The sequence below is a fragment of the Paenibacillus sp. LRG-1 genome (assembly GCF_057220305.1).
Map to the genome: position 1 here is coordinate 5862192 of NZ_CM170126.1, position 23244 is coordinate 5885435.

The following is a 23244-nucleotide window of genomic DNA, read 5'->3' on the forward strand; positions in this document are numbered from 1 at the left end:
TTTCATAAGTTAAATTAATTAGATATTGTTCTTTTTTTCACAAAGTCATTTTACTATAAAAGTGCAAACCAACACTTTGGCCAAAAGATCAGGGAATTGCATCGTCACATTCTGCATCGTCATTTATGTGAAAAAAGGTACAAGAGAGGGTTTTATCTATGTCTTTACTAGAAATGATTACAGCGACCTTAACAGATAACAAAATTCTCAGTTCTATCGCTTCCACCGTTTTTATTATCCTTCTTGGTTTCTTTTGCCGGAAGAAGGGGATTTTTAACGCAGCAGTAGGAAAGATGTTATCCAAGGTTGTTCTAACCGTGGCTCTACCAGCACTAGCCTTTAATTCTTTCATGCAGGATATTAATCCTACAATGTTAAAACAAGGCATGAATGTTTTAATATGGGGAGTTCTAATTTATATTATTCTCATCTTTATTTCTAAACCGTTCTTCCTGAGCTACAACAAGGATAAACAGGATGTTTTGCGGGTGTTAACCATTTTCGGTTCTACTACTTTTTTCGGAATTCCAATTGTCGGAGCCATTTACGGTCCTACCGGAGTGATGTACAGTTCCATTTTTAACATAGGGTACCGCATTTTCTTATACTCCTATGGCTATATCAAAATGAGCGGCTTGAAAATGGAGCTTAAAAATCTCAAAACCATGTTTTTGAATCCCATCGTTATCGCCACGTTTCTAGGCTTGTTTGTTTGGTTGTTTCAAGGTTATTTGCCACAGATGAGTGTAGCTACAGAGGATGGGGCCATTCAGCAGTTCGCCTTTCTAAGAATTGATCAAACCGCTGTCTGGCTGTTCAAGCCCATGACCTACCTAGCTGGACTAGCTTCTCCATTAGCCTGGTTATCGATTGGCTCGACATTGGGGGAGATCAGCTTCAAGTCGGCAGCTACTGATAAGACCTCTTGGTATTACAGCATAGTTAAGGTTTGGCTTGTTCCTATTGTTAACATCGTCTTGCTGGCTTTGTTGACTGTATCCCATATTCTGTCAGTCGATTCTGTCGCTTTAGCTACTATTGTCATCATGATGGCTACTCCTACAGCTACCGTAGCCGCAGCCTATGCCATCAGTTTTGATAAGGAAGCCATATTAACTTCTAATGCATCGCTTCTATCTACTATCACTTCTGTCGTCATGATTCCAGTGTGGATCATTACGCTCAATGTCATTGATAAAATTGGAATTTTCTAAATCAGGGGGAAAACAACATGTTAAAAATCATTTGCTATGGTGTCCGTTCTTATGAGAAACCCTATTTCCAGGATCTCAATAAATATAACTTCCAACTAACGCTAGTAGAAGAGTTGTTAACCACCAGCAATGCAGAATTGGCACAGCATCACGATGCCGTTTTGCTAAGAGGAAACTGTGCTGCCAATCGGGAAAATATCACAAAATTCAATGAATACGGCATTCAATATGTTTTCACCAGAACAGTCGGAATCAACCACATTGATTTGGATGCCTGCAGCGAATTCGGAATGAAGGTGGCACGCGTGCCATCCTACTCTCCGAATGCCATCGCCGAGCTCTCCCTAACTTTAGCAATGATGCTGTTCCGACACACCGCTTATATGACTACCAAAAGCTCGTTCAAAAATTTTATTGTGGATGAGCATACATTCAGCAAAGAGATCCATAACTGTAAAGTTGGGATTATCGGGGTTGGTCGCATTGGTCTGACGGAGGCCAAATTGTTTAAAGGATTGGGAGCCTCTGTTATTGGTTATGATGTGTACCAATCAGATGCGGCCAAGGAAGTCATTCCATTCACAACCTTGGATGAATTACTGGCAGAGAGTGATGTCGTTAGTGTGCACGTTCCTTATCTGCCGGGACAGAACGACAAAATGATTAACGCCAGCTTTTTGGCAAAAATGAAAAAGGGATCTATTCTTATCAATACATCACGTGGAGAATTACAAGATAACCAAGCCATTTTGGACGCTTTGCTCAGTAACCATCTGGAGGGCTTCGCTACGGATGTCTTCCCTAAAGAAGATGAATTATTCTTTAGAGCATTTGAACCATGGCAAATGCTCCCGGACCCAACGATCCAGAAGCTTGTGGAGCTGTATCCAAGAGTTTTGGTAACGCCTCATGCTGGCTCGAATACCGTTACGGCGTTATCCAACATGATTGAAACTAGCTACGACAACTTCCATGATATCGTTACAACTCATTCTTCGGATAACCTAGTCCCACTTCCTGTTCTCTCTATGAAATAATTAGGAAGCTCGGTACTCTTGTTGAACAAAAAAGAACCGCTATTTCCAGATTACATCGGAAATGGCGGTTCTTTTATATCAGGATTCAACTGATAGAGCATTAGCGGCCTGCCAACCTTGTGGTATTCTATCGATTCAACTAGAAAGCCATCGTCCACCAGGAACTGAATATATTTTTTTACCGTGATACGGGACAAGTCCACTTCTCTGGCTAATGTTTCAACCGAGAATGGTCCGTCCAGCTCTTGAATATTCTTCAGTATCGTGGTCATGGTCAGTTTGGACAAATTTTTAGATAGGTTTTTCGGTAGATTATGCGATGGATGTTCAACAGGTTTTTTCTTTTCCACACCCGCATGCTCTTCTTTATTAAAATAATGGTCAATAACAGCTTGATTAATTCCGTTCCCTTCCTCCATCACCGTGGCCAGACGCTGGATTTTCTCAACAGCCAGTCTAAAGCGTTCGAATGTAAAGGGCTTAATTAAATAGTCTGCAACACCATAAAAAACAGCTTCCTTCACCGTCTGAATATCTTTTGCAGCCGTAATTAAAATAACTGAAGCATGATACTGATGCTCCTGCATATGTGATAATAAAGTTAATCCGCTTTTTCCAGGTAAATAAACGTCCAGTAATACCAGATCCGGTGACCATTTTTGAAGGCAGTCCTGTGCTTTCTTGACGGTATCTGCCTTACATACAACATCCAAATTGTCCATGCGCTCGATAAACTGTTGATTGAGCTCAGCAACCATCGGATCATCCTCAACAATTAGAACTTTCATTCATTTGTCACCTCCAATGTACAGGGCAACTCTACATATATACTTGTTCCGAGACCCGGTTGGCTATCAAGCTCAATGATTCCTTGATGATTTTCCACCATGGTTTTAACCAGATTCAAGCCGTAGCCTCTGTCTTCTCCTTTGGTTGAAAAGCCATGCTCGAATATCCTTTTTTGCATCTCAAAATCAATCCCCATACCATTATCTTTCACTTTCAAAATGAATACATTTCCCTCATACTCATAATTCAATTTCAGCTCAATTTTGCCGGGTTCTTTTTTTTGTAAGATGGAATCTATGGCGTTGTCAAAAAAATTACCCAGGATGTGTATGACATCATGAACGATATCCTGCATCTCCACATTAGAGACATCCGAGCTTTCTGCAAGAAGAACCGAAATATTCTGTTCGCGTGCTTCATTGATTTTACCCATAATAAAACCTGCTAATGCCGGAACTTTAATTCTCTCAGTCAAAAAGCCTACCTCATCTTGATACCGGTGATTTAGCTGCTGAATATATTGACTGACCTCCGCATATTTCCTCATTTCAATCAGGCCGGATATTACGTGCATTTTGTTCATAAATTCATGGGTCTGTCCGCGAAGGGAGTTAATATAATATTTTGTACCACTTAACTGGTTGCTGAGATGGATCATCTCGGATTGGTCGCGCAGCGTTGCAACTGCCCCAAAAAACTCATTTTCAATATATATAGGGGTTACTGTCGCAATGACTTCTATACCATTCACATAAAATGAGCGATCCTTGATTTTCTTTTTATCATCAAACACTCTCTTGAAGAGCACGTTATAAAAGTTGGTATCTAGCTGCTCGCCAATCGGGGCTTTCATCTCTTGGTTTGCCAGTTGATACTTGGCCTGAGCTTCTTTGTTCATGAGCATAATTTTCTTGTCAGCCGAAATGGCTATAATTCCTTCAGCGACCTCATTTTCAATAATTTCTTTTTCACGCAATCGTGTCGCTATCTCTTGCGGCTCAAGCCCAAATAAAATCGTTTTGATTTTCTGAGCCAGAATGATCGCGCCCAGAACTCCACTAAAGAGCCCCAGCATCAGCCCCCCAAAAATGGTATACTGCGCCTGCATCAAATCATGATTTAGGGTTCTCATGGTCAGCCCTACACATACAATGCCAATGACCTCATGCTGTTGATTAAATATCGGCGTAAAATATCGGTAACCTTTGCCCAAAATACCTATATTCTCAGAAAAATGTCCCTGACCGGATAGCGCTCTTCTGGCATCATTCAAATCAGAGAACGGTTTGCCAACCATCGTTGCATCCGGATGAGATAGCCGAATTAAATCGTGATTCAAAATGACAACGAAATCCACATTAACGTTGTGCATGACTCCAAGCGAGTAGTCTTGGATCTGCTTCACAGGAACTCCCTGCTCAACATTACGAATAACATCGTTGTCACTGGCAACCATCTTGGCAATACCCGAAAGTTTTTCCTTCGTATTATCAAAATGCTTGTTAATCACGAAATTACGAATGAGAAGCAAGGATATAATTAAAGAAATAATGATAACTAAAACAACCAAAATAATAATCATGAATTGTAGCGAAACCTTGAATTGTCGTCTCGGTTTCGACTTACTTTTTAATCGCAACCCCATCACCTAGCTTTTTTGTTAAGCTCTCCATTAGGAATAAGAGCCTATCTCTCTGACCCTATATTCCCTTGATATTCGACATCGTTTGACAATTTCCTTCTTATTCTGCAAGCTCTGCGCGCTTCAGAAACAAGGTGCGAACGACCAGGCGTCCGAGGAAGCCATTCATCGGCTGGAAAATCAAATTTCGTTCATCTTGAACAAGTGCGATATTAACCACTAGTTGATGCTTGGCTATTTCAGTAAAATAAATAAAACCGACTTGTCTTTTAAAGACAAGCCGGTTCTATATGAATTAGTGTATGCAAAAAGGTTCCAAATTCACAAAATTCCCCGTATCTCATCCAATGACTGCACCTTTTCCCGCTGCATCCATTGTTCAAGGCCATGTACCAGCTCAGCCCCTGCATGTAAATGAACAAAATTGTACGTTCCCACCTGAATGGCAGCGGCCCCTGCCATGGTGAATTCAATAATATCCTCCACCGAGCTAATCCCGCCCATCCCGATCACCGGAATCGACACCGCCTGTGCCACCTGGTGAACCATGCGCAAGGCAATCGGTTTAATTGCCGGGCCGGAAAGACCAGCATACGTGTTGGCGAAGACACTGCGACGCCGGCGTATATCTATTTTCATTGCAGAAAATGTATTGATCAGCGAAACTCCGTCTGCGCCTTCTTCCTCGCACATAACCGCCATCTGTGTGATGTTCTCTGCGTTTGGAGACAATTTGACGACCAACGGAAGCGCCGTCACATTGCGCACCTGGCGCACAACCTCCCGCGCTACCTCCGTCTGGATACCAAATTGCATTCCACCCTGCTTCACATTGGGACATGAAATGTTCAATTCCAGCATATCAACGCCTCTGCGGTTCATTGTGCGACGCTTTTGCGCGTTTTCCGTAATCATCGCTACGGCCTGAACGTATTCCTCCAGATTGGAGCCGCCCACATTGGCAATAACAGCCGTGTTCCAGCGTGTCATGTCATCCAGCTCATCCTTCAAAAAGGCGGCAACACCCGGATTCTCCAGCCCCACACTATTGAGCATGCCCGATGCTGTCTCATGTATTCGTGATCCCGTATTACCAGCCTTCGGATGCAGGGTCAGTCCCTTGCCGACGATACCACCCAATAATTCAGGAGAATAAAATTCCGCATACTCACGTCCGAATCCAAACGTACCGGAAGCCATGATGATCGGGTTCTTGAATGGTACACCCGCAATATTACACACCATGGAGATCATCAAACTCCACCTCCTCCACCGGGAATACAGGCCCTTCTTTACATACCCTTCGATTGCCTCCACGGGTACGCATCGTACAGCCCAAACATGCGCCAATACCACAGGCCATGTGTCTTTCAGTTGAAATATATAAACGGGATGACGTATCCACCGTTTTCATGGCGAGTGCTTGCAACATCGGAGTTGGCCCGCAGGAGAACATATTTGCATAAAGCGTCGGATCGACCTGTTCGACGATGCTTCCCCCTACCTTGACCTGCACAGATGCCGCCACAGCTTCGAACGCTTCAACCCCAAAGGCTTGCTGTGCAAACCCCAAATAAACGTGCGCATGCGGGTAATACTTTGCAGCCAACAGCAACGGAGCTGTACCCATGCCACCGCCGATCAAAGCCAAACTACCCTCTACCTGCGGAAATCCGTTTCCGAAAGGTCCTTCTAAATGAATCTCCTGACCAGGCTGTAATTGGGAAAACAAATTTGTCCCCTCTCCAACAACCCGGTACAAAAAGGAAATACTCTCTTCCCCGATATCATAAATGCTGATGGGTCTGGGCAGCAGTGGGTAACCTGTCCCGCTGCGCAGCATGTAAAACTGCCCCATGTTCCCTTTAAACTTTCCCTCTATTTTCATCACATAAATGCCCGGAACGAGCGCCACATTCGAAATTACGTTAGCCATATAACCCCTCCACTAACCACTCACTATAACGTAAAAGCAGCAACTATTACGTGACTATTTTCACATTTTCGGGTAACGTTTCGCCCTGCGGCTCGTGATATAAAAAAGCGTACTCCTGTTAGAGAGTACGCTTGTGTATTTAACTAATGGCTTCGCGCTCCGCATTGCGGCTACCCTTGGCATCCTTGCGGATTTGCTTGCTGCGTAGCTGCCCGCAGGCCGCGTCAATATCGACTCCATGCTCCAGCCGAACACTACAGCTAATGCCTTGTTTTTTCAGAACATCATAGAAGCCAGTAATCGACTCCGACTCACTCCGCTGGTATTGGCTATGCTCATCCACCGGATTGTACGGAATCAGGTTTACATTGGCCAGATTACGGCGATGGCCCACCAGCTCAGCCAGTTCGAGCGCGTGCTCCTTACCGTCATTAACATCCTTCAGCAAGATGTACTCCAGCGTAATCCGACGATTTGTTTTGTCCAAATAATAATCAATCGCCTGCATGAGTTTCTCAATCGGAATCGCCCGGTTGATCTTCATAATGCGAGTACGAATCTCATTATTCGGAGCGTGGAGGGAGATCGCCAAATTGACATGCAGGTCGGAATCTGCAAATTCAATGATTTTATCAGCCAGTCCACTTGTGGAAACGGTAATATGCCGTGGCCCAATCGCTAGCCCTTTGTGATCCTTAATGACCCGAATGAAATCGGACAGGTTCACGAAGTTATCAAACGGTTCGCCAATTCCCATCACAACAACGTGACTGACCTGGTCGCCCGGTCGTTCCTGATCCAGATACAGCTGGACCTTCATAATTTGCTCTACAATTTCACCGCTGGACAGGTCACGGCTCTTCTTCAACAATCCGCTCGCACAGAAGCTGCACCCAATGTTACATCCTACCTGCGTAGTCACACATACAGATAAACCAAACTTATGCCGCATCAATACTGTCTCAATCAAATTACCATCCTGAAGCCGGAACAAGAACTTGACCGTCCCGTCTGCTGACTGTTGCTTCACGTGTTCTTCAAGTGTTTCAATGGAAAAATGCTCGGCCAACAGGCGAGTACAATCCTCATGAACCTCTGCCATCGCTGCAAAATCAGTAACCCGCTTCCGGTACAATGCGTCCCATACCTGCAATGCCCGGGATTTCTTATGTCCATGCTCGATGAGCCATGCTGTCAATTGATCTAGCGTTAATCCATAAATGGATTCTTTTTTCATGTTCGATCCTCTTTTCAAAACATTCAAATTCGTCTTCCTCTATATGAAACTAAGCACGCACCATTCGTCTCAACCATCATTGCATCATAGCATGTTTAAGCAATCTGCGCTATTTAAACGCCTCTTCCATTGTCCCAAATTTTAATTATGAACACAAGGGGGCAGGCACATGGTTTCTCCAAAATTTTAGCGTGAAATTATATCTTGAAACAAAGTACAAGCCACATTAAACTAGGCGACAGAACCTGTTCGATAAGAGCACGCAAAGACAGGATTACAGATACTCCTAATGATATGATTACAACTAAGGAAGGTGATGCGGTTGGAATGGTTGCTTCGGATCAAGAACGCACTGGATCTGATGGAAGAGAGAATGCAGCAGTCACTCGATATCGATGAAATTGCAAAGGCAGCCTACTCGTCTCCTTTCCATTTTCAGCGTATGTTTCATATGCTAACCGGCGTTACGGTTGCAGAATATGTGCGCAAACGTCGATTGACCTTGGCTGCTCAGGAATTGAGTCTTTCTTCCGCCAAGGTGCTGGATGTAGCGTTCAAATACGGATATGATTCCCCCGAATCTTTTTCTAAAGCGTTCCGAAGGGTACACGGTATTTCGCCCTCTGAGGCCAGAAGCCCTGGGGTAAACCTGAAAGCCTTTCCACGTATCACCTTCCATTTATCGTTGAAGGGAGATCAGGAAATGGATTACAAAATTATAGAGAAGGCGGCCTTTACGGTCATTGGCAAGTCCATTCAAGTCACCACTAAGAACGGCGATAATCTTCGAGAAATCCCAAAATTCTGGAACGAACTGAATGCGGATGGTACATCGGATCAGATTCATGCCTTGGGAACAGGCGACGACATCCTCGGTATTTGTTTGGATTTCAAACATGGAGAAGAGAAATTCACGTACCTGATTGCCGCAGAAGGCAGCGAAGACGTAGCGACCGCGAATGGGCTGGAATCCAGAACCATTCCGGCTTCAACCTGGGCAGTATTTACATCCATCGGCCCTATGCCTCACTCGATCCAAAAGGTATGGCAAAGAATTTTTCAGGAATGGTTCCCTGCCAGTAATTATGAGCATTCAGGCGGCCCGGAACTGGAAGTGTATACTATGGGCGATTCACATGCTGAAGACTACCGAAGTGAAGTTTGGATTCCGATTAAGAAAAAGTAAACAACGAACCGACTGCCTATTGCAGTCGGTTTTATACCGTACTGTATTTACATCAGAAGGTGACAGAAAACACAATTCCCTGCATACTCGCTACTCTAGCTTAATGCTCCCAGGCAACTCCCCAAGCTCCTGCTTCAACACAGAGTATAGGCTTGAACCTGCCGGCTTTAGCGGATAGTCTGTTGCTTTGCAAAGAAGGCCGAAGGTCATATCGATCAGGCTGCCGCTTAATTCCCTCACCGCTGTTCCTGCTGGGACAGAACTGACCAGAATTTGTGGCACAAGTGCAATACCTAAATCGCTCTCCACATAAAATTTCAGAGCCGTCATGCTGCCAATTTCCATCGTGTTTAATATGGTTATTCCATATTCCTTCATGACCATTTCAAGTTTGCGACGATATGGACAGGTGGCCGACGTAATAAGCAACCGCTGCCCCTGTAAATCCTCCGGCCCAATCTTTTCTTTTTGCGCAAGCGGGTGATTTTCAGGCATCAATACTACAAATCTCTCCCTAAATAAAGGTTCAAAATATAGCTCTGTGCCCAAATCCGGTGCGGAGCACAGCGCTAAATCAATATCCCCCTTGAGAACACGCTCGCTTAGAGTAGGGGTATTCCCAAACTCAACAGAAACCCGAATGTTCGGATAATGGGTTAAGAATCGTTTTAAAATTTCTGGTAGTCGGTAACTGGCAGTCGGTTCGGTCACTCCTATACGAAGGTCGCCTGCGGTTCCTCTTTGCAGATTGTCCATATTTTCCTGCAATTGCTCCATATCCTTTACAATATGTAGACTTTGCTCGTAAAACATCCTGCCCGCTTCAGTTAACTTTATTTTCTTGCCCCGTTCGATCAGTTGAATTCCCATATCGGACTCCAGCTTCTGTATTTGCATCGTCACAGTAGATTGTGCATAATTCAACTCTTCCGCTGCACGAATAAAACTCCCGTAATTCACAATCATTTGAAATGTTTTGAGTGTTTTAATGTCCATTCTCAAACTCCTATATGCACAATTAATTCAATTTTATTGAATTGTAAATTCAGTTAATTCAATTATACAGAACACAATACATCTTCTACAATGATACATATCAGATCATATTATTTTTCAGACGCAAAATGAACTGGATGGGAAGGAGCGAATATATATGGATTTACATCAAAAAGTAGCACTGGTTACAGGTGGAGGTACAGGAATTGGGAGAGCCGTATGTATGGCCTTGGCAGATCGAAAAGCTACGGTAGTCGTAAACTATTCCCGCTCTAAAAACGATGCTGAGGAAACTGTACGTATGATCCTTGAAAAAGGCGGACGTGCTATCGCATTACAGGCAGATGTTTCCCGAGATCAGGAAGTTCGAATTATGGTTGACCAGATTGTCCATCAATTCGGTACGATTGATATACTTGTGAATAACGCTAGCATTACACATCACATTCCTATGGATGATCTGGAGGCAGCCACGGAAGAGGTATGGGATGATCTATTTGATGTAAATGTAAAAGGCATGTTTTACTGCGCCAGAGCCGTAGCTCCTTTTATGAAGCGTAGTAAACAAGGAGCTATCGTCAATCTGGGAAGTATAGCAGGACAAACAGGGCTAGGTTCCTCTCTTCCCTATGCGGTATCCAAAGCGGCCGTCCACGGGCTGACCAAATCTTTAGCACGAGCACTGGCACCGGATATTCGAGTCAATTGCATCGTGCCGGGAGCCGTAGCGACAAGATGGTGGGCAGGCAGGGAAGAACAAATGAAGCAACTGTTTCCTCATTTGCTCCTACAGCACATTTCCACGCCCGAGGATATTGCTAGCATGATCTGCTCTGCTTTGGAACAGGAAGCCATGACAGGCCAGACTATTACGGTGGACAGCGGACAAACGCTGTAAAAATACTGGGATTTCTGCGTAAAAACAAGCCGCCTTCTCAGACAGAAGGCGGCTTTTGAGCTATCGTATACCGTCGTTGACTACGTTTTTTAGCTTAGAGATACCGCAATTCGTGTACCTTTCACGAATTTAACAAATAAGTACCGAACAAGCGGCCCTACAATTAAGAGCTGCAGAGGGAAAGCAAAAATAAAATTCTTGCAAACTAAAGACAAGTAATTTTTAAATAATGAGTCTCCCGAAAGACCATTAAAAAAGTAAGCTGTCCCCAATCCATAAAGTGACATACAGAGAACCATTCCAATGACCATACAGCATGAGAGGGATAGAATCACAAATACCTTTTTAGTTTTGTCGTATGGTAATGAGAAGGCTATTTTCTTTGCTAGTGGACCGACAATAAATAATTCCAATACGAAAGCAATGATAAAACATAAAATAAATTGCAGAAACATTACTTTTAGAGATATTGTGCCAATCAAGTCATTTGTATATAGATTATAAAATGTCATGAATACGACCATCCCCAAGCACATCATTAAACCAAAATAAAAATCTTCTTTCTTCGTTGTTGGCAATTCCATCATCCCTTCCGTGTACCTTGGTAATTATATAAATAGTCAAAACCTCCACATAAGTGAACTTTCTGTGAACTTTATAGTAAGCGCTTCCTTTTTTGTATATAAGAAATAGGCATCGTTCAGCTCAACGATACCTTGGAATACTGCGTCATGTCCCTCAATGATCTGCTTTTAAATCTAAGCCAAATCTCTTCAGCTCAATAAAAACACCTTCCAGTCGCTTCCCTTTTTCCGTTAACGAATATTCAACACGCGGGGGAACCTCGGCATATACCTTTCTTTCTAACAGACCGTTATCTTCAAGTTCCTTCAGGCGTAGGGAAAGCGTTTTGGGGCTAATCCCCTTCATGGATTTTTGAAGTTGGCTGAATCTCAGTGTTCCTTCGATAAGAAGGTCGCGGATGATTAAAAAAGTCCATTTCGTTCCGATCAAATAAAGTGTTTGGGCAATAGGACACGGCTTACCTGGTATTCCTTTGGTCAATTCAATAGGTTCTTGGGCGTGCATAGGAACTCCTCCAAAAATATCTGTTAAACCCAATGGTATCACAATAGTTCCATTTAGGAAACTATATGAATTAAATATCACTACTTCCCTAAATAAACTTACTACATATACAATATCGGTGTAGCAAGTCATGTTTTCTCTAATACGAGGAGGTGAAGAGATGAAAAATATACTAATCATTAACGGTCATCAAAAATATGATTCGTCTGAAGGGAAATTGAACCGAACATTGATGGACAATATGGTGCGTCTCTTAAGTGAAGAGAACAAAATCAAAACAACGTCTGTTCAAAATGGCTATACCCTCAGCGAAGAACAAGAAAAATTTTTATGGGCGGATGTAGTCATTTACCAAACCCCTATCTATTGGTTCAGCGTTCCTGGATTATTAAAGACTTATATGGATGAAGTCTATGCTTACGGTGTATTCTTCACGGGTGCTCATGAATATGGTAGCGGAGGTTTATTAACCGACAAGAAATATATGTTCTCCACGACTTGGAACGCTCCAGAAAAAGCTTTTAATGATCCAACTCAATTTTTTAATGGCGCTAGTCTAGAAGCCGCACTCAGGCATTTGCATTCTGCACATGCATTTCTCGGTATGGAGCCTTTGAAAAGCTTTGCATGCTACGATGTTATTAAAAATCCAAATATACCTAAATTTATTGCTGATCTCGATATACATCTACAAGCCGTATTACATGATTAACAAATCCAGATGAACACTAGGAGGGAATCCATTTGCAAAACCAAAAGATTGTCATTATTGGTGGAAGCTCAGGTATTGGTTTAGAAACAGCTAAGCAAGTCATTTCGCTTGGAGCGGAAGTGGTAATCGCCAGCCGCTCGGAGGATAAATTGCACAAGGCCAAAGAAATGCTGGGCTCTCGTGCTGCAATATATGTGCTAGACACGTCAGATGAGCAGCAGGTAAAATCTTTCTTTGAAAAAGTCGGCCCCTATGACCATCTTATCGTTAGCGCGGCAGAAACCTCAGGTGGGTCATTCCTTCAGTTGGAGACGGATCAAGCCCGCAAGCTATTCGAAAACAAATTTTGGGGCCAGTATTATGCAGCTAAATACGGAGCTTCTCAACTTTCAACCGAGGGTTCCATTACCTTATTTTCAGGAGTGGTGGCATACAAGCCGATGATTGGCTCCTCTGCGCTCGGTGCTGTGAATGCAGCGGTTTCGAATCTTGGTCAAACCTTGGCGTTAGAGCTTGCTCCCATCCGCGTGAATGTCGTCTCACCCGGCATTATTGATACACCTTCACGCAGCAAAATGCCTGAAAATACGCGCAATCAATTCTATGATACGATCGCGCATAAGCTTCCTGTGAAGCGAGTTGGACTTGCCGAGGATGTTGCACGAGGTGTAATTTATTTGATTCAAAATCAGTTTGTGACCGGAACAGTCCTTCATGTGGATGGCGGACACATTTTAACATAAAAGCTTCGTCTTAAATCCGTCAGTCATTTAACAAAAAAACGAAGAACGCTCCCGCATCTTTGCTTGGGCGTTCTCCTCTTTTCTTATCAATGAATGATTTCACAAACTTTATCCTAGTGATGAATACGACGTTTGTTTCTCAAAATGTTGCGAATCATCTTGTGATTGGGGAGCTGCCTGAACAACATATGTCCGGGATGCGGATTGGCCTCGATAATCCAGATTTGACCGCTCTTTTCAATAGCAAGATCGATGCCCAGCTCGCGAACCGGATGATTTGTATCTATCGTGTCGGCAATGATTCTAGAAAGCTCGGTGATCTGGTCCAGAATCTCTTTCATTTTTGTTCTGTCATTTTTAAAGACCCTTAAAAGCACTTTGGACAACGGCGCCGCATGTCCTCCCTTCCGATAGTTGGTAACGACTTTTCGAGGTGCAGCGACACGGCCGGTTATTCCTGAAATGACCCATTCCGATTCCGGCTTCTGCATATACACTCTGGCATCAAAAATGGAACCTTTGTACTTGGCTAACTTAAGTCCTTGCTGTACCAAATAACGGCGATGAGGTCTCCGATAGGTTCTAACTGCTCTTCTTACGGCGTGGGATCTAACGACTCTGCGACTGGAGCCACAACGAATCTCATATTTCCTCCCCAGCTTTTTCGCACGTATGATGCCAGTTCCTCCACTCCCATAATTAGGCTTGATGAAGACTGTGCGATAGGTATCCAGCATCCGTAAAGTCCTTGCATTACTGATCCAGCGGGTTTCGGGCAAGTGAGAACGTAAAATGGGATGTTGTCGCATTTCCTTGTATTGAATCATCTTTCCAATGGGCACGAATATCCCTCGATTCTGTTGGGTTTTTGCACACATTACATGAATATGCATCTATATTCTATCTTGGTAACGGCGAATGCCACAGTTTGCTATGAAAGAGGCAAATCTCCTACTTTCTTTAAGGCGAGTCTTCTTTGATTTCAAGAGAGAAATGAACAAAGTGTTCTTTGCATGACGAAGTTATTGCAAATACCTATAAAGTTGATTCCAATAATATATTAGACCAATAATAATTCTGGATATATGATGTATTAAAAAATAACGTGAGGAGGAACGTTAATATGTCTATTTATGATTTTCAGGCAACCTCAATTAACGGGAAACCGATTGAATTCTCAGACTACAGAGGAAAGGTTCTCCTCATTGTAAACACAGCCAGCAAGTGTAGCTTCTCCAGTCAATTCGCTGATCTGCAGAGGCTCTACGAAAGACGGAGGGAACAAGGTTTTGAAATCCTTGCGTTTCCTTGTAACCAATTCAATGAAAAAGAGCCGGGTAGCCATTCGGAGGTTCAGGGAATCTGTCAAATGAACCATGGAGTAACCTTCCCGCTATTTGAGAAGACGGATGTAAGAGGCTCATCTCCTCATCCTTTATTTCAATATCTGACCCAACAGGCACCGTTTCAAGGCTTCGATACCCAGACCAAAGACGGTCAATGGATGGAGGATTTCCTGCGGGATAAGTATCCAGAAATATACGCTGGCGACGGTATCAAGTGGAACTTTTCTAAATTCTTGGTCGATCGCGATGGCCATGTAAAAGGAAGGTTTGAAGTAACAACCGAGCCCTGTGCCATTGATCCTGTCATCGAATCGCTATTGTAATTTTTCCGTTCACTTCTTTGGATTCTTTAAAAAAAGAGTATCAAATGACAAAAATGAATATTTGTCATTTGATACTCTTTGTGTTATCCTGACTTCAAGGAGGTGACTCACACGGCACTTGACCGTGTCCCTATGGAAAAATCCTCAGATGTGCTAACCAAGGAACAGATTCTCATCGCTACAGAAGACACCCTTAGACGTTTTGGTGTAGCCAAAACTTCCGTGACCGATGTTGCCAAAGTACTGGGAGTAAGTCATGGCACCATTTACCGACACTTTAAAAGTAAGGCCGAGCTTCTTGAAGGCGTGACCGAAAAATGGCTGAATGAAAAGATTATTGGCCCGTTAACGGAGGTCTGTCAGAATTCATTTATACTGGGAACGCCACATTTAAAACGATATATACAGACCTTGGTCGAACTTAAGCAGCATTATGCCCGCGATGACGAGGAAATGTTTGAGATGTATACGAGGGTCACCGAGCAAGCCGCTGATTTAATCGACCTGCATATCACACACATTGTGGATCAGCTCGCTGATATCATTGCACGCGGGGACATCACATCGGATCAGCCAGCCCAACTGGCGCGTACCCTTTTCTATGCCACAGCCCGTTTTCATCATCCCGCTCATGCTTACGAATGGAAGAGTCCCGTGATTAATCAGGAGTTTTCGGATGTGTGGATGCTTTTAGAAAAAGGAATCACTTAAAATAGATAAAGGAAAGAAGGACAAAACACATATGAAGCATTTGGACGGAAAAACAGCAATTATCACCGGGTCCTCCAGAGGGATTGGACGTGCCATTGCCGAGCAACTGGCTGATCTAGGCGCTAATGTAGTCATCAATTATGCCAGCAGTCCGGACAAAGCCCAAGAAGTCGTGAAGAGCATTCTTCAAAAAGGCGGCAAAGCCATAGCACTTCACGCTGATCTGGGCAAAATGAGTGATATTGAAGCATTATTTACAAATACGATTGCTGAATTCGGTAAAGTGGATATTCTGGTTAACAACGCTGGGCTGATGATTACCCAACCTCTGGCTGAGGTAAACGAAGCAGATTTTGACAAACAATTCGCACTCAATGTAAAGGGCACTTTCTTTGCATGTCAGCAAGCCATGAAATATATGGAGAACTACGGAAGAATCGTGAACCTGTCTACATCCGTGATCGGACAAATGTTCCCAGCCTATAGCGTATATGCAGGTACCAAGGGCGCAGTGGAGCAATTTACCCGTCAGCTAGCCAAAGAGTTCGGAAGCAAGCAAATTACGATCAACGCTGTGGCTCCCGGTCCTGTGAACACCGAGCTTTTCCAAGCAGGAAAAACCGAGCAGCAAATCGAAGGCATGAAAAAAATGAATGCTATGGGTCGGCTCGGCGAACCGGAAGATATCGCTGATGTGATTGAGTTCCTGGTCAGCGCCAAATCACAGTGGGTTACCGGGCAAACGATCCGCGTCAATGGCGGGTTCATCTAAAAGCTGGAATACATGGAATGGAGGCTGTTTACGTTCATGATATTAAACAAAGGCGAGACCTTATTTCGACAAGGAGAATCCGGCCCTTTATATCACTTAAAGAGCGGCTTGTTAAAAATTGTCCGAGTCCATGAAGACGGCTCGCAAATTTTAGTTAATGTGATTGTGCCCGATGAAATCATCCCGCACCACTCCCTGATCAGCCCCAATCCTTATTATGGTACAGCGGTGGCGTTGGTAACCTCTGAGGTCGAGGTTCTGTCGCAAAAAGAATGGTATCAGGCGCTGGAGCAAGATCCGGCTCAATGTCGGGCTATCGCTTTGCAGCTACAGGACAAGTTACGCATGATGCAGCAACGAATTGACCAGCTCACCGAGGTGTCACCTGCCGAGAAGCTTCGGAAGCTCCAACGCTGGTTCCACTCCTACATCGCACCCGCCACGTTAACGGACGTGCTGACGCAGGAGGAAATCGGCCAGTTTATTGGGCTGCGTCGGGAGACGATTAATCGGCTATTGCGTGCTTCAAGCGCTCCTTCTGCAAAAGATGATGACGATAATGCATCTCAATGAGCTCAAACCACTCTCCAGCATTCAACGCACCAAAACTGGGATGAGAGACGGTGAACAGCGTTGTTGATTTCCCAACGGTCGGCTCAATCTCTCTCATCTTGCGGATCACGACGTTTAATCCCTCCACAATTTCTTCTTTGCTAGTGGGTTGTTGGGGAGTGTACTGAGGGGATGGTGGAACTTGGATACGCATTGGCGGAAAGCTCCCCAGATTAAAAATGGCCGTGCCTGCCTCCGTTTTAACTCCTGTCTCCCCATTAGGCTGTAGACAAAGATCAATGTTCTTAAGATGCATATACAGTGCAGAGTTCACCAAATGAAGATACATTTGTCCAAGCGACCATTGACCCTCCTGAGGTGTGTATTGCAGTTCCTCCAAGCTAAAGCTGTCCAATTCAAGAAGATAGTGTTGTGCCGTTTCTTCGAAACGCTGCAATGTTTCAGTTGTATTCATATATTAATAATTGCTCCTCTCTATCAAAGTAGCTTTACTATACAAAAATGCTACTGACAGCATTATGTCAGTAGCATTTCAACATTTTTTCCACTTCCACACGTATCCGCTCCCTGAGCGACTCAGGCTCCAGCACAACCATATCCGCGCCCCATCCAAGTATCCATTGCAGTAGTTCCTCTGGCTGTCTGACGCGGAAGAGTACATGCAGTCCATCTGCACGCTCCTCTATGGCCTCCATATAAAAGTTGTTCGCTTCCTTCACCTTATCTGCGATATCTGAACGTGCTAATATGCGAACAGTTACATGACGGTCATCGGTTTGCTTGTAATCCTGCAAATGAAAATCGACAGGCAACTGAAACCTGTCCTCCAGCACGATAAGCTTGTCCATACGTGACAGACGGAAATGGCGAAGCTGCTGTCGCAATTCGCATTGCCCAATTAACATCCAAGAACCACGGAGCAGTACAAGACCATAAGGAGCGACCACACGCACACTTTGACGATTCCCGTCAGCCTCTGGCATTCTCTTGGAGTAGCCAAACTGTACTTTCCGTTTTTCCAATACTGCGAGACGCAACGTTTCCAAACAGGTTTTCTCGCTATGGTTTACCCCTTCACCCACCGCGAGCAGTCTGATGGTCGTACGCACCCGGGAAACTTCCCTGCGAACGCTCTCCGGTAATATGGCTTCAATCTTCCTGCGGGAGGTTTGCGCCTTGATACCGTAATCTGTATCAAATTTTTGTTCGACAAAATCCGTTCCGATTAGCAACGCCACAGCCTCTTCTGCGGTAAAGCTCAGGGGGGGCAGGAAGTACCCCTCCATCAAGGAATATCCAATGCCCGGTGCTCCTACAATCGGTACACCCGATTCACTTAGAGCCTGAATATCCCGATAGATGGTCCTCACACTCGTTTCGAATATGGCTGCCAAATCCTCGGCTCGTAAAATATCCTTACGCTGCAACTCTAGCAAGATCGCTAGCAAACGATCTGTTTTGTTCATACCACGGCCCCTCTCTGGAAGGATCTAAAATGCAGAAATACAAAAAAGCAATAAGGGCAGTACAGTCACTGCGACTTATTGCTCTTTTTTTTCATACGGAAGTTACTTCATTATTTAAAAAACACTTTTTCGACGTTATATTTAGCCTTTTGTGAATTGATGATGTAGGTTTCATAGATTTCTCGCTCTACAGCATCTTCCACAATACAAACCTCAATAATCGCTACTTCGTTCCGCTTGTCCTTGATCGGCGATACGGTATCTTCAAAATGCTTTTTGATTCTTTGTCTCAGCTTTCTTGCTTTACCAACGAACAGCAATTCCTCCTGTGTGTTGTAGAACATAAAGATACCAGCCTTATCTCTAGGGATCAGGTGAAAGTCGGTAAATCCGTAAATATGGCTGAGCTCAGGGTTAACCTGTTTGGTAATTGTGATATCCGGAGTTGGAATTGTTATATTAATCACTATGTCACTTCCTCATTCTATATAGGTGTAAATATTATCACAAATCCCGTGGTAACACCATTTAATAATCCTTTGTCCCATGACTAAAACTCCCGACTTAGAAACTGTATGAGAAAAAGATGACTCTGATGAATACAGAGCCACCTTTTCATTTATGTTATCCATTTTTGTAATCCGTAATGCGGTAATACATCGTTTTATCCTTCAACTTACGGAAATGGGACCTTGCCGGATAAAGATTAGCCTCAATAATCCCGATACGTCCTTTCCGGTCTATTCCAATGTCCAGTCCATACATACGATGTCCCGGAAAAAAATTACTTAATCTCTTCGCGGAACGGATGGAAACACGATTAATACGGGACTCTAGGGCACTGGCAGACAGGTGCCGAACAGAAGATTGTTTTATGCCGGATTTAAAACTGAGTAAAGTTCCCTTACTCCGTGTATTGTTGGAAACAATATAACCTTTGCCTGCAACTTTGATAACCTTCCCTGTGACTACCCATACAGGTGAGCCGGTTCTCCGTTGAATGATGACTCTCATATCAAAAGGGCGTTTGTTGATGGTCGGACGGGTAATTCTGCGTTGAACCATATAACTGGCGTTCCCGATTTTTCTTCTAATATAATGATACGTATTGGTTCTACCCCTTACTAAAACTCTTTTATTCTCGTAATGTACGATGTACTTATGGTTTCCTAACCAGGAGACCTGGAAGATCCCCCGTCCACGACTCCCCCACACCGGTTTCACAATAACATGCACGTACTTGGAGAGAAGTTTCGAGAAATTATGCCTATCCAGGAGCCTCGTCTCGGGGACATAAGACCTCAGAGACGCATACCTTCTCAATAACAAATATTTGTACCACTTATCTTTTGCTCCTGATGCCATGGGAACTCCACCTTTCTCATCCGCATTTTATGCTACTGAGATAGCCTTCAAGCAATTCCAAAAATAACTCCATTTCCTTATACGTAATATCACCTATATTGGCAATCCGGAACGTATTTAGCTTCTCTAGCTTGCCGGGATAAATCATCATGCCTTTGCTATAAAAATAATCATGCATAGATTGAAAATCATAACCTGCACAATGAGGTTCAAGAATGGAAGTAATGATCTTGGAATGATGCTCTTCGGGAATGATATAGGTTAGGCCTAACCGGGCTAACCCGTTAATTAAGGTTTTCCAGGATGTCGCGTACCTTTCGTACCTTTTATCCACCCCTTCTTGCTTTAATTCCTCAATCGCTTGTCTAAGCGCATATAAGGTTTGGACTGGGGGAGTAAACCGCATCTGCCCATGTTCCACAAAATAGTTATATTGAGCATACAAATTCAAATAATAGCTTCTTGGTTTCTGGCCTTTCAAATTCTCCAATTTGCTTTTTTCGGCGATCACAAACGAAACCCCGGCCATTCCCTGTAAGTTTTTGTTGGAGCTTGCCGCCAGGTAGGCAATGTTCATTTCCTTCAATTGAATTGGAACGGCCGCAAATGAGCTCATGGCATCCACGATCATGTCGATTTGATAGCTTTTGCACAATTCTCCGATATCCTTCACCTTGTTAAGCAGGCCAGTTGTCGTCTCATGATGTACGACGGCCAGATGGGAGACAGTGCGTTCGGAAGATTGGATACACCTTTCTAATTCGGCCAAATCAATCGCATCATCGGGAGAACTTTTGAACTCAAAATAATCCACTCCATAAACCTTCGCTATCTCGCACATCCGTTTTCCATAGGCCCCATTGCTGACAATGATTACTGCATCGTGATTCGGGACCGAACTGATGATGGATTCCACCGCTGCAGTACCTGATCCGCCAAACAATACGGTCGCATAATCATCCGGGTCAGCAACCAACCGGGTCAGTTCTGTAGAAATGTACTCCATGATTTGCCCAAACTCGGCTTCACGAGGACAAATATCCGGAACCACCTGTGAACATTTCACACTTTCTGTAGTCGTTGCCGGCCCAGGTGTTAGCAAAATGTTTTTCTTGACGACAGAACTCATGAACCGCCCACTTCCTTGCCCTTCAAAGGATCGTTATGAATAAAACGCTGCAGACGTTCTTTTACTTCGTGAGGCTTCATATGCGGACGAGCAAGCTGATCCTTAGAATCTTTGGATATTTTCAGACACAAAAACGTAAGTTCTCTATTCATTTTCCATTCTTGTAAAAAGACTTTTAGTTCCTCGAGACTGTGAACAAGAATCGACTTTGTATACCCACAGGAAGCAGCAATATCTATAAAATCAATATTATGCGATACCGTACTTTGCCCGCCTGTTGATTCATGGGCATTATTATCTAGCATGATATGAATCATATTGGCCGTATGGTAGTACCCGTTGGTTGCCAGGCTCCCCATACGCATCAACAGAGATCCATCTCCGTCAATCACGACAATATTTTTGCTTGGTTGGCTCAGAGCTAACCCCAGTCCAAAAGAACCGATGCACCCCATAGAACCTACCATGTACAGGTTGTTATCTGCATCTTCAATTTCATATAGTTCGCGCCCAGTTTTACCAGTTGTTGCGAGCTGGACGGTATGGCTGTCTTTCATGGAGTTAATCGCACATAATGCATCATAGCGCGTAGGCATTTGATGATTCGCACGACCATGCTGCCGGATCTGATTTAAATGGATGGAGGTTTGCTGTTTTTTCAATGGCTCTTTGTCGAACGTGCCTTTTTTAACGACAAAAAAGAACGGGCGATTCCGAGCAATTTGCTCATTAGCCTGGATCAATTGATTTTTTACCTCCTCTAAATCCTTGGAGAGATACTGCCATTCCACATCCATCAAATCCAGCATTTGCGTTGTAATCTGGCCCATCAGTTCATGCTGAGGCTCGTCAGGTATCCCCGGTTCTCCGCGCAGACTGACAAATCCAAGCAGAGGAATACGAAAAGGGTAAGTAAGGGAGGTCAATGGCGAAACAGCGTTGGTCAGCCCCGAATTTTGCATAAGGACTACCGATTTCTTCCCCCCTATATAAGCTCCGGATGCAATGGCGACCGCATCCCCTTCGTTAGCCGCTGCAACATAATCGCATTCGTTTATGGCATAATTGATCAAGCTTTTCAAGAAGGAGCATGGAACACCGCTGAAAAAGGTAAATCCTAATTTTTTCAGCTCTTCTCCTAACAATTTCGTGTCCATTATACGCGCTCACCCGAATCCGGTTCTGACGATGGAAGATATTCCTTTTCCGCAGCTTGCAGCTCTTCGACCCCTTGAAGCCGGAATACTTCTTCGAGGGTTGCTACTTCCTTTTCGACATGAACAAGGCTCTCATCCCGATAAATTCGGCCAGATAATTGTTTCATGGCTTGAATGGATGCTCTCAAATTATGGTTTGCCCAAATCACAAGGCTAATCCCCATCTCCTGAAACCTGATGGTTGGAGTCGTATAGTATTTGGTAGGCACGATCACTACTGGCAATCTTCCAGCCCATTCTTTCATGAACGCTTCAATCTCTGCGGCATCCGATCTTTTGCTGTGTATAAATACGGCATCGGCTCCTGCCTTCCGATATGCCTCCGCCCGCTGCAGCGCCACTTTAAGCCCACTCCCGGTAATAAATGCCTCTACTCTGGCCACCACCGTAAAATCCGTGTCCGTCTGCGTATCTTTCATCGCTTTAATTTTCCCGGAAAACTCTTCGATATCAGCCAAAGTCTGCTCTTGACCGTTAATGAAAGAATTCGTTTTGGGGAACCGCTTATCTTCGATACATACCCCCGCAATATGGCGCTGCTCCAGTTTCTTCACCAAGCGCCTTGCATTGTTGAAGTTGCCGTACCCCGTATCTCCGTCCAACAAAATCGGGATGGAGGTAGCGTCACTCATGAATTCCAAAACATCCAAAACCTGCGTCCAGGAGGCCTCATTGTTGTCCCTTACTCCCATCGCTGCAGAGATGGATAACCCGCTGGCCCAAATTCCTTTAAATCCTGCCTCCTCCACAATTTTGGCTGACAGACCATTATGAGCCTCCATGATAAACTCTGGTTTTTGTGAATTGACCAAGTCTCTAAGTTGCTTTGTTTTTTTCATTGAAACTTTCTCCTTCTCCCCTAA

At 44.0% G+C, this 23244-nt stretch carries 26 protein-coding genes; 10 read left to right on the forward strand and 16 right to left on the reverse strand.

Annotated elements, in window-relative coordinates; all coding sequences use genetic code 11:
* Positions 1-158: 158 nt before the first annotated feature.
* Together ACUUJN_RS25975 and ACUUJN_RS25980 are read left to right on the forward strand one after the other, a co-directional pair.
* Entirely contained in the window at positions 159-1214 is a 1056-nt protein-coding gene (locus tag ACUUJN_RS25975; RefSeq protein ID WP_025720201.1) for an AEC family transporter, read from the forward strand.
* Positions 1215-1231: 17 nt separating this feature from the next.
* Positions 1232-2251 (forward strand): 2-hydroxyacid dehydrogenase, encoded by a 1020-nt coding sequence (locus ACUUJN_RS25980; protein ID WP_028540889.1) that lies wholly within the window; start codon positions 1232-1234, stop codon positions 2249-2251.
* 50 nt (positions 2252-2301) lie between these two features.
* Here ACUUJN_RS25980 and ACUUJN_RS25985 read toward each other — a convergent pair whose 3' ends face one another.
* The 5 genes from ACUUJN_RS25985 to rlmN form a co-directional block, all read right to left on the reverse strand.
* Positions 2302-3039 (reverse strand): response regulator, encoded by a 738-nt coding sequence (locus tag ACUUJN_RS25985; protein ID WP_023990998.1) that lies wholly within the window; start codon positions 3037-3039, stop codon positions 2302-2304.
* Entirely contained in the window at positions 3036-4622 is a 1587-nt protein-coding gene (locus tag ACUUJN_RS25990; RefSeq protein WP_484669097.1) for an ATP-binding protein, read from the reverse strand. Before ACUUJN_RS25990 ends, ACUUJN_RS25985 begins: the two co-directional genes overlap by 4 nt.
* A gap of 381 nt (positions 4623-5003) precedes the next feature.
* On the reverse strand, positions 5004-5936 hold the full coding sequence (locus ACUUJN_RS25995) for a dihydroorotate dehydrogenase (protein ID WP_023991001.1): 933 nt from the start codon (positions 5934-5936) through the stop codon (positions 5004-5006).
* The gene (locus ACUUJN_RS26000) at positions 5917-6618 is read right to left on the reverse strand and encodes a dihydroorotate dehydrogenase electron transfer subunit (protein WP_023991002.1); all 702 of its coding nucleotides are present in this window, start codon (positions 6616-6618) and stop codon (positions 5917-5919) included. Before ACUUJN_RS26000 ends, ACUUJN_RS25995 begins: the two co-directional genes overlap by 20 nt.
* Positions 6619-6757: 139 nt before the next feature.
* On the reverse strand, positions 6758-7855 hold the full coding sequence (gene rlmN / locus ACUUJN_RS26005; protein WP_023991003.1) for a dual-specificity RNA methyltransferase RlmN: 1098 nt from the start codon (positions 7853-7855) through the stop codon (positions 6758-6760).
* 316 nt (positions 7856-8171) lie between these two features.
* Between rlmN and ACUUJN_RS26010 the strand changes: the two genes are divergently transcribed.
* Complete coding sequence (locus ACUUJN_RS26010; protein ID WP_076264582.1) at positions 8172-9041, forward strand: AraC family transcriptional regulator; 870 nt, start codon at positions 8172-8174, stop codon at positions 9039-9041.
* Positions 9042-9131: 90 nt separating this feature from the next.
* Here the strand turns inward: ACUUJN_RS26010 and ACUUJN_RS26015 are convergent, their stop codons facing one another.
* Complete coding sequence (locus tag ACUUJN_RS26015) at positions 9132-10037, reverse strand: LysR family transcriptional regulator (protein WP_023991005.1); 906 nt, start codon at positions 10035-10037, stop codon at positions 9132-9134.
* Positions 10038-10194: 157 nt separating this feature from the next.
* Between ACUUJN_RS26015 and ACUUJN_RS26020 the strand changes: the two genes are divergently transcribed.
* On the forward strand, positions 10195-10935 hold the full coding sequence (locus ACUUJN_RS26020) for an SDR family NAD(P)-dependent oxidoreductase (protein WP_075154959.1): 741 nt from the start codon (positions 10195-10197) through the stop codon (positions 10933-10935).
* 89 nt (positions 10936-11024) lie between these two features.
* Here the strand turns inward: ACUUJN_RS26020 and ACUUJN_RS26025 are convergent, their stop codons facing one another.
* Both ACUUJN_RS26025 and ACUUJN_RS26030 read right to left on the reverse strand, forming a co-directional pair.
* Entirely contained in the window at positions 11025-11513 is a 489-nt protein-coding gene (locus ACUUJN_RS26025; RefSeq protein WP_068939341.1) for a DUF2798 domain-containing protein, read from the reverse strand.
* Positions 11514-11673: 160 nt separating this feature from the next.
* The gene (locus ACUUJN_RS26030; RefSeq protein ID WP_484669098.1) at positions 11674-12024 is read right to left on the reverse strand and encodes a winged helix-turn-helix transcriptional regulator; all 351 of its coding nucleotides are present in this window, start codon (positions 12022-12024) and stop codon (positions 11674-11676) included.
* 160 nt (positions 12025-12184) lie between these two features.
* On the opposite strand from ACUUJN_RS26030, the gene ACUUJN_RS26035 reads away from it, so the two are divergent.
* Together ACUUJN_RS26035 and ACUUJN_RS26040 are read left to right on the forward strand one after the other, a co-directional pair.
* Entirely contained in the window at positions 12185-12736 is a 552-nt protein-coding gene (locus ACUUJN_RS26035) for an NAD(P)H-dependent oxidoreductase (protein WP_068939180.1), read from the forward strand.
* Positions 12737-12768: 32 nt separating this feature from the next.
* Positions 12769-13479, forward strand: a complete 711-nt coding sequence (locus tag ACUUJN_RS26040) for an SDR family oxidoreductase (protein WP_076156682.1) — start codon at positions 12769-12771, stop codon at positions 13477-13479.
* Between the two features lie 113 nt (positions 13480-13592).
* Here ACUUJN_RS26040 and ACUUJN_RS26045 read toward each other — a convergent pair whose 3' ends face one another.
* On the reverse strand, positions 13593-14321 hold the full coding sequence (locus ACUUJN_RS26045; RefSeq protein ID WP_023991010.1) for a YheC/YheD family protein: 729 nt from the start codon (positions 14319-14321) through the stop codon (positions 13593-13595).
* A gap of 281 nt (positions 14322-14602) precedes the next feature.
* On the opposite strand from ACUUJN_RS26045, the gene ACUUJN_RS26050 reads away from it, so the two are divergent.
* From ACUUJN_RS26050 to ACUUJN_RS26065, 4 genes are all read left to right on the forward strand, one after another.
* A complete protein-coding gene (locus tag ACUUJN_RS26050) occupies positions 14603-15148 on the forward strand; it encodes a glutathione peroxidase (RefSeq protein ID WP_023991011.1) in 546 nt (181 codons plus the stop codon).
* A gap of 132 nt (positions 15149-15280) precedes the next feature.
* On the forward strand, positions 15281-15859 hold the full coding sequence (locus ACUUJN_RS26055; protein WP_028540896.1) for a TetR/AcrR family transcriptional regulator: 579 nt from the start codon (positions 15281-15283) through the stop codon (positions 15857-15859).
* 31 nt (positions 15860-15890) lie between these two features.
* Complete coding sequence (locus tag ACUUJN_RS26060) at positions 15891-16631, forward strand: SDR family oxidoreductase (RefSeq protein WP_053326433.1); 741 nt, start codon at positions 15891-15893, stop codon at positions 16629-16631.
* A 36-nt stretch (positions 16632-16667) separates the two neighbouring features.
* Positions 16668-17204 (forward strand): Crp/Fnr family transcriptional regulator, encoded by a 537-nt coding sequence (locus ACUUJN_RS26065; RefSeq protein ID WP_023991014.1) that lies wholly within the window; start codon positions 16668-16670, stop codon positions 17202-17204.
* Here ACUUJN_RS26065 and ACUUJN_RS26070 read toward each other — a convergent pair.
* The 7 genes from ACUUJN_RS26070 to aepX all read right to left on the reverse strand — a co-directional run bounded on the left by ACUUJN_RS26070 (position 17137) and on the right by aepX (position 23220).
* Positions 17137-17658 (reverse strand): DinB family protein, encoded by a 522-nt coding sequence (locus tag ACUUJN_RS26070; RefSeq protein ID WP_023991015.1) that lies wholly within the window; start codon positions 17656-17658, stop codon positions 17137-17139. The two genes, ACUUJN_RS26065 and ACUUJN_RS26070, sit on opposite strands and share 68 nt — an antisense overlap.
* A 67-nt stretch (positions 17659-17725) precedes the next feature.
* The gene (locus ACUUJN_RS26075) at positions 17726-18670 is read right to left on the reverse strand and encodes a helix-turn-helix transcriptional regulator (RefSeq protein WP_028540897.1); all 945 of its coding nucleotides are present in this window, start codon (positions 18668-18670) and stop codon (positions 17726-17728) included.
* A gap of 110 nt (positions 18671-18780) precedes the next feature.
* On the reverse strand, positions 18781-19137 hold the full coding sequence (locus ACUUJN_RS26080; protein WP_023991017.1) for a nucleotide excision repair endonuclease: 357 nt from the start codon (positions 19135-19137) through the stop codon (positions 18781-18783).
* 157 nt (positions 19138-19294) lie between these two features.
* Positions 19295-20035 carry a YheC/YheD family protein gene (locus tag ACUUJN_RS26085; RefSeq protein ID WP_053326436.1) on the reverse strand — a complete coding sequence of 247 codons (741 nt, stop codon included), beginning with the start codon at positions 20033-20035 and terminating at the stop codon, positions 19295-19297.
* A gap of 16 nt (positions 20036-20051) precedes the next feature.
* Positions 20052-21164: a 2-aminoethylphosphonate aminotransferase gene (locus tag ACUUJN_RS26090; RefSeq protein WP_023991019.1), complete on the reverse strand. Its 1113-nt coding sequence runs from the start codon at positions 21162-21164 to the stop codon at positions 20052-20054.
* Entirely contained in the window at positions 21161-22321 is a 1161-nt protein-coding gene (gene aepY / locus ACUUJN_RS26095) for a phosphonopyruvate decarboxylase (protein WP_028540900.1), read from the reverse strand. Before aepY ends, ACUUJN_RS26090 begins: the two co-directional genes overlap by 4 nt.
* Entirely contained in the window at positions 22321-23220 is a 900-nt protein-coding gene (gene aepX / locus ACUUJN_RS26100) for a phosphoenolpyruvate mutase (RefSeq protein WP_341063264.1), read from the reverse strand. The genes aepY and aepX overlap by 1 nt, the downstream gene beginning before the upstream one ends.
* Positions 23221-23244 lie beyond the last annotated feature (24 nt).

Bases quoted from the DNA above. Each gene is read 5' to 3' on its own strand.
- ACUUJN_RS26010 (WP_076264582.1), top strand. From the start codon at position 8,172: ATGCGGTTGGAATGGTTGCTTCGGATCAAGAACGCACTGGATCTGATG.
- rlmN (WP_023991003.1), bottom strand. From the start codon at position 7,855: ATGAAAAAAGAATCCATTTATGGATTAACGCTAGATCAATTGACAGCA.
- ACUUJN_RS25990 (WP_484669097.1), bottom strand. From the start codon at position 4,622: ATGATTATTATTTTGGTTGTTTTAGTTATCATTATTTCTTTAATTATA.
- ACUUJN_RS26020 (WP_075154959.1), top strand. From the start codon at position 10,195: ATGGATTTACATCAAAAAGTAGCACTGGTTACAGGTGGAGGTACAGGA.
- ACUUJN_RS26000 (WP_023991002.1), bottom strand. From the start codon at position 6,618: ATGGCTAACGTAATTTCGAATGTGGCGCTCGTTCCGGGCATTTATGTG.
- ACUUJN_RS25985 (WP_023990998.1), bottom strand. From the start codon at position 3,039: ATGAAAGTTCTAATTGTTGAGGATGATCCGATGGTTGCTGAGCTCAAT.
- ACUUJN_RS26035 (WP_068939180.1), top strand. From the start codon at position 12,185: ATGAAAAATATACTAATCATTAACGGTCATCAAAAATATGATTCGTCT.
- ACUUJN_RS26015 (WP_023991005.1), bottom strand. From the start codon at position 10,037: ATGGACATTAAAACACTCAAAACATTTCAAATGATTGTGAATTACGGG.
- ACUUJN_RS26060 (WP_053326433.1), top strand. From the start codon at position 15,891: ATGAAGCATTTGGACGGAAAAACAGCAATTATCACCGGGTCCTCCAGA.
- ACUUJN_RS26030 (WP_484669098.1), bottom strand. From the start codon at position 12,024: ATGCACGCCCAAGAACCTATTGAATTGACCAAAGGAATACCAGGTAAG.
- ACUUJN_RS25995 (WP_023991001.1), bottom strand. From the start codon at position 5,936: ATGATCTCCATGGTGTGTAATATTGCGGGTGTACCATTCAAGAACCCG.
- aepX (WP_341063264.1), bottom strand. From the start codon at position 23,220: ATGAAAAAAACAAAGCAACTTAGAGACTTGGTCAATTCACAAAAACCA.
- ACUUJN_RS26065 (WP_023991014.1), top strand. From the start codon at position 16,668: ATGATATTAAACAAAGGCGAGACCTTATTTCGACAAGGAGAATCCGGC.
- ACUUJN_RS25980 (WP_028540889.1), top strand. From the start codon at position 1,232: ATGTTAAAAATCATTTGCTATGGTGTCCGTTCTTATGAGAAACCCTAT.
- aepY (WP_028540900.1), bottom strand. From the start codon at position 22,321: ATGGACACGAAATTGTTAGGAGAAGAGCTGAAAAAATTAGGATTTACC.
- ACUUJN_RS25975 (WP_025720201.1), top strand. From the start codon at position 159: ATGTCTTTACTAGAAATGATTACAGCGACCTTAACAGATAACAAAATT.
- ACUUJN_RS26085 (WP_053326436.1), bottom strand. From the start codon at position 20,035: ATGGCATCAGGAGCAAAAGATAAGTGGTACAAATATTTGTTATTGAGA.
- ACUUJN_RS26050 (WP_023991011.1), top strand. From the start codon at position 14,603: ATGTCTATTTATGATTTTCAGGCAACCTCAATTAACGGGAAACCGATT.
- ACUUJN_RS26075 (WP_028540897.1), bottom strand. From the start codon at position 18,670: ATGAACAAAACAGATCGTTTGCTAGCGATCTTGCTAGAGTTGCAGCGT.
- ACUUJN_RS26090 (WP_023991019.1), bottom strand. From the start codon at position 21,164: ATGAGTTCTGTCGTCAAGAAAAACATTTTGCTAACACCTGGGCCGGCA.
- ACUUJN_RS26055 (WP_028540896.1), top strand. From the start codon at position 15,281: ATGGAAAAATCCTCAGATGTGCTAACCAAGGAACAGATTCTCATCGCT.
- ACUUJN_RS26070 (WP_023991015.1), bottom strand. From the start codon at position 17,658: ATGAATACAACTGAAACATTGCAGCGTTTCGAAGAAACGGCACAACAC.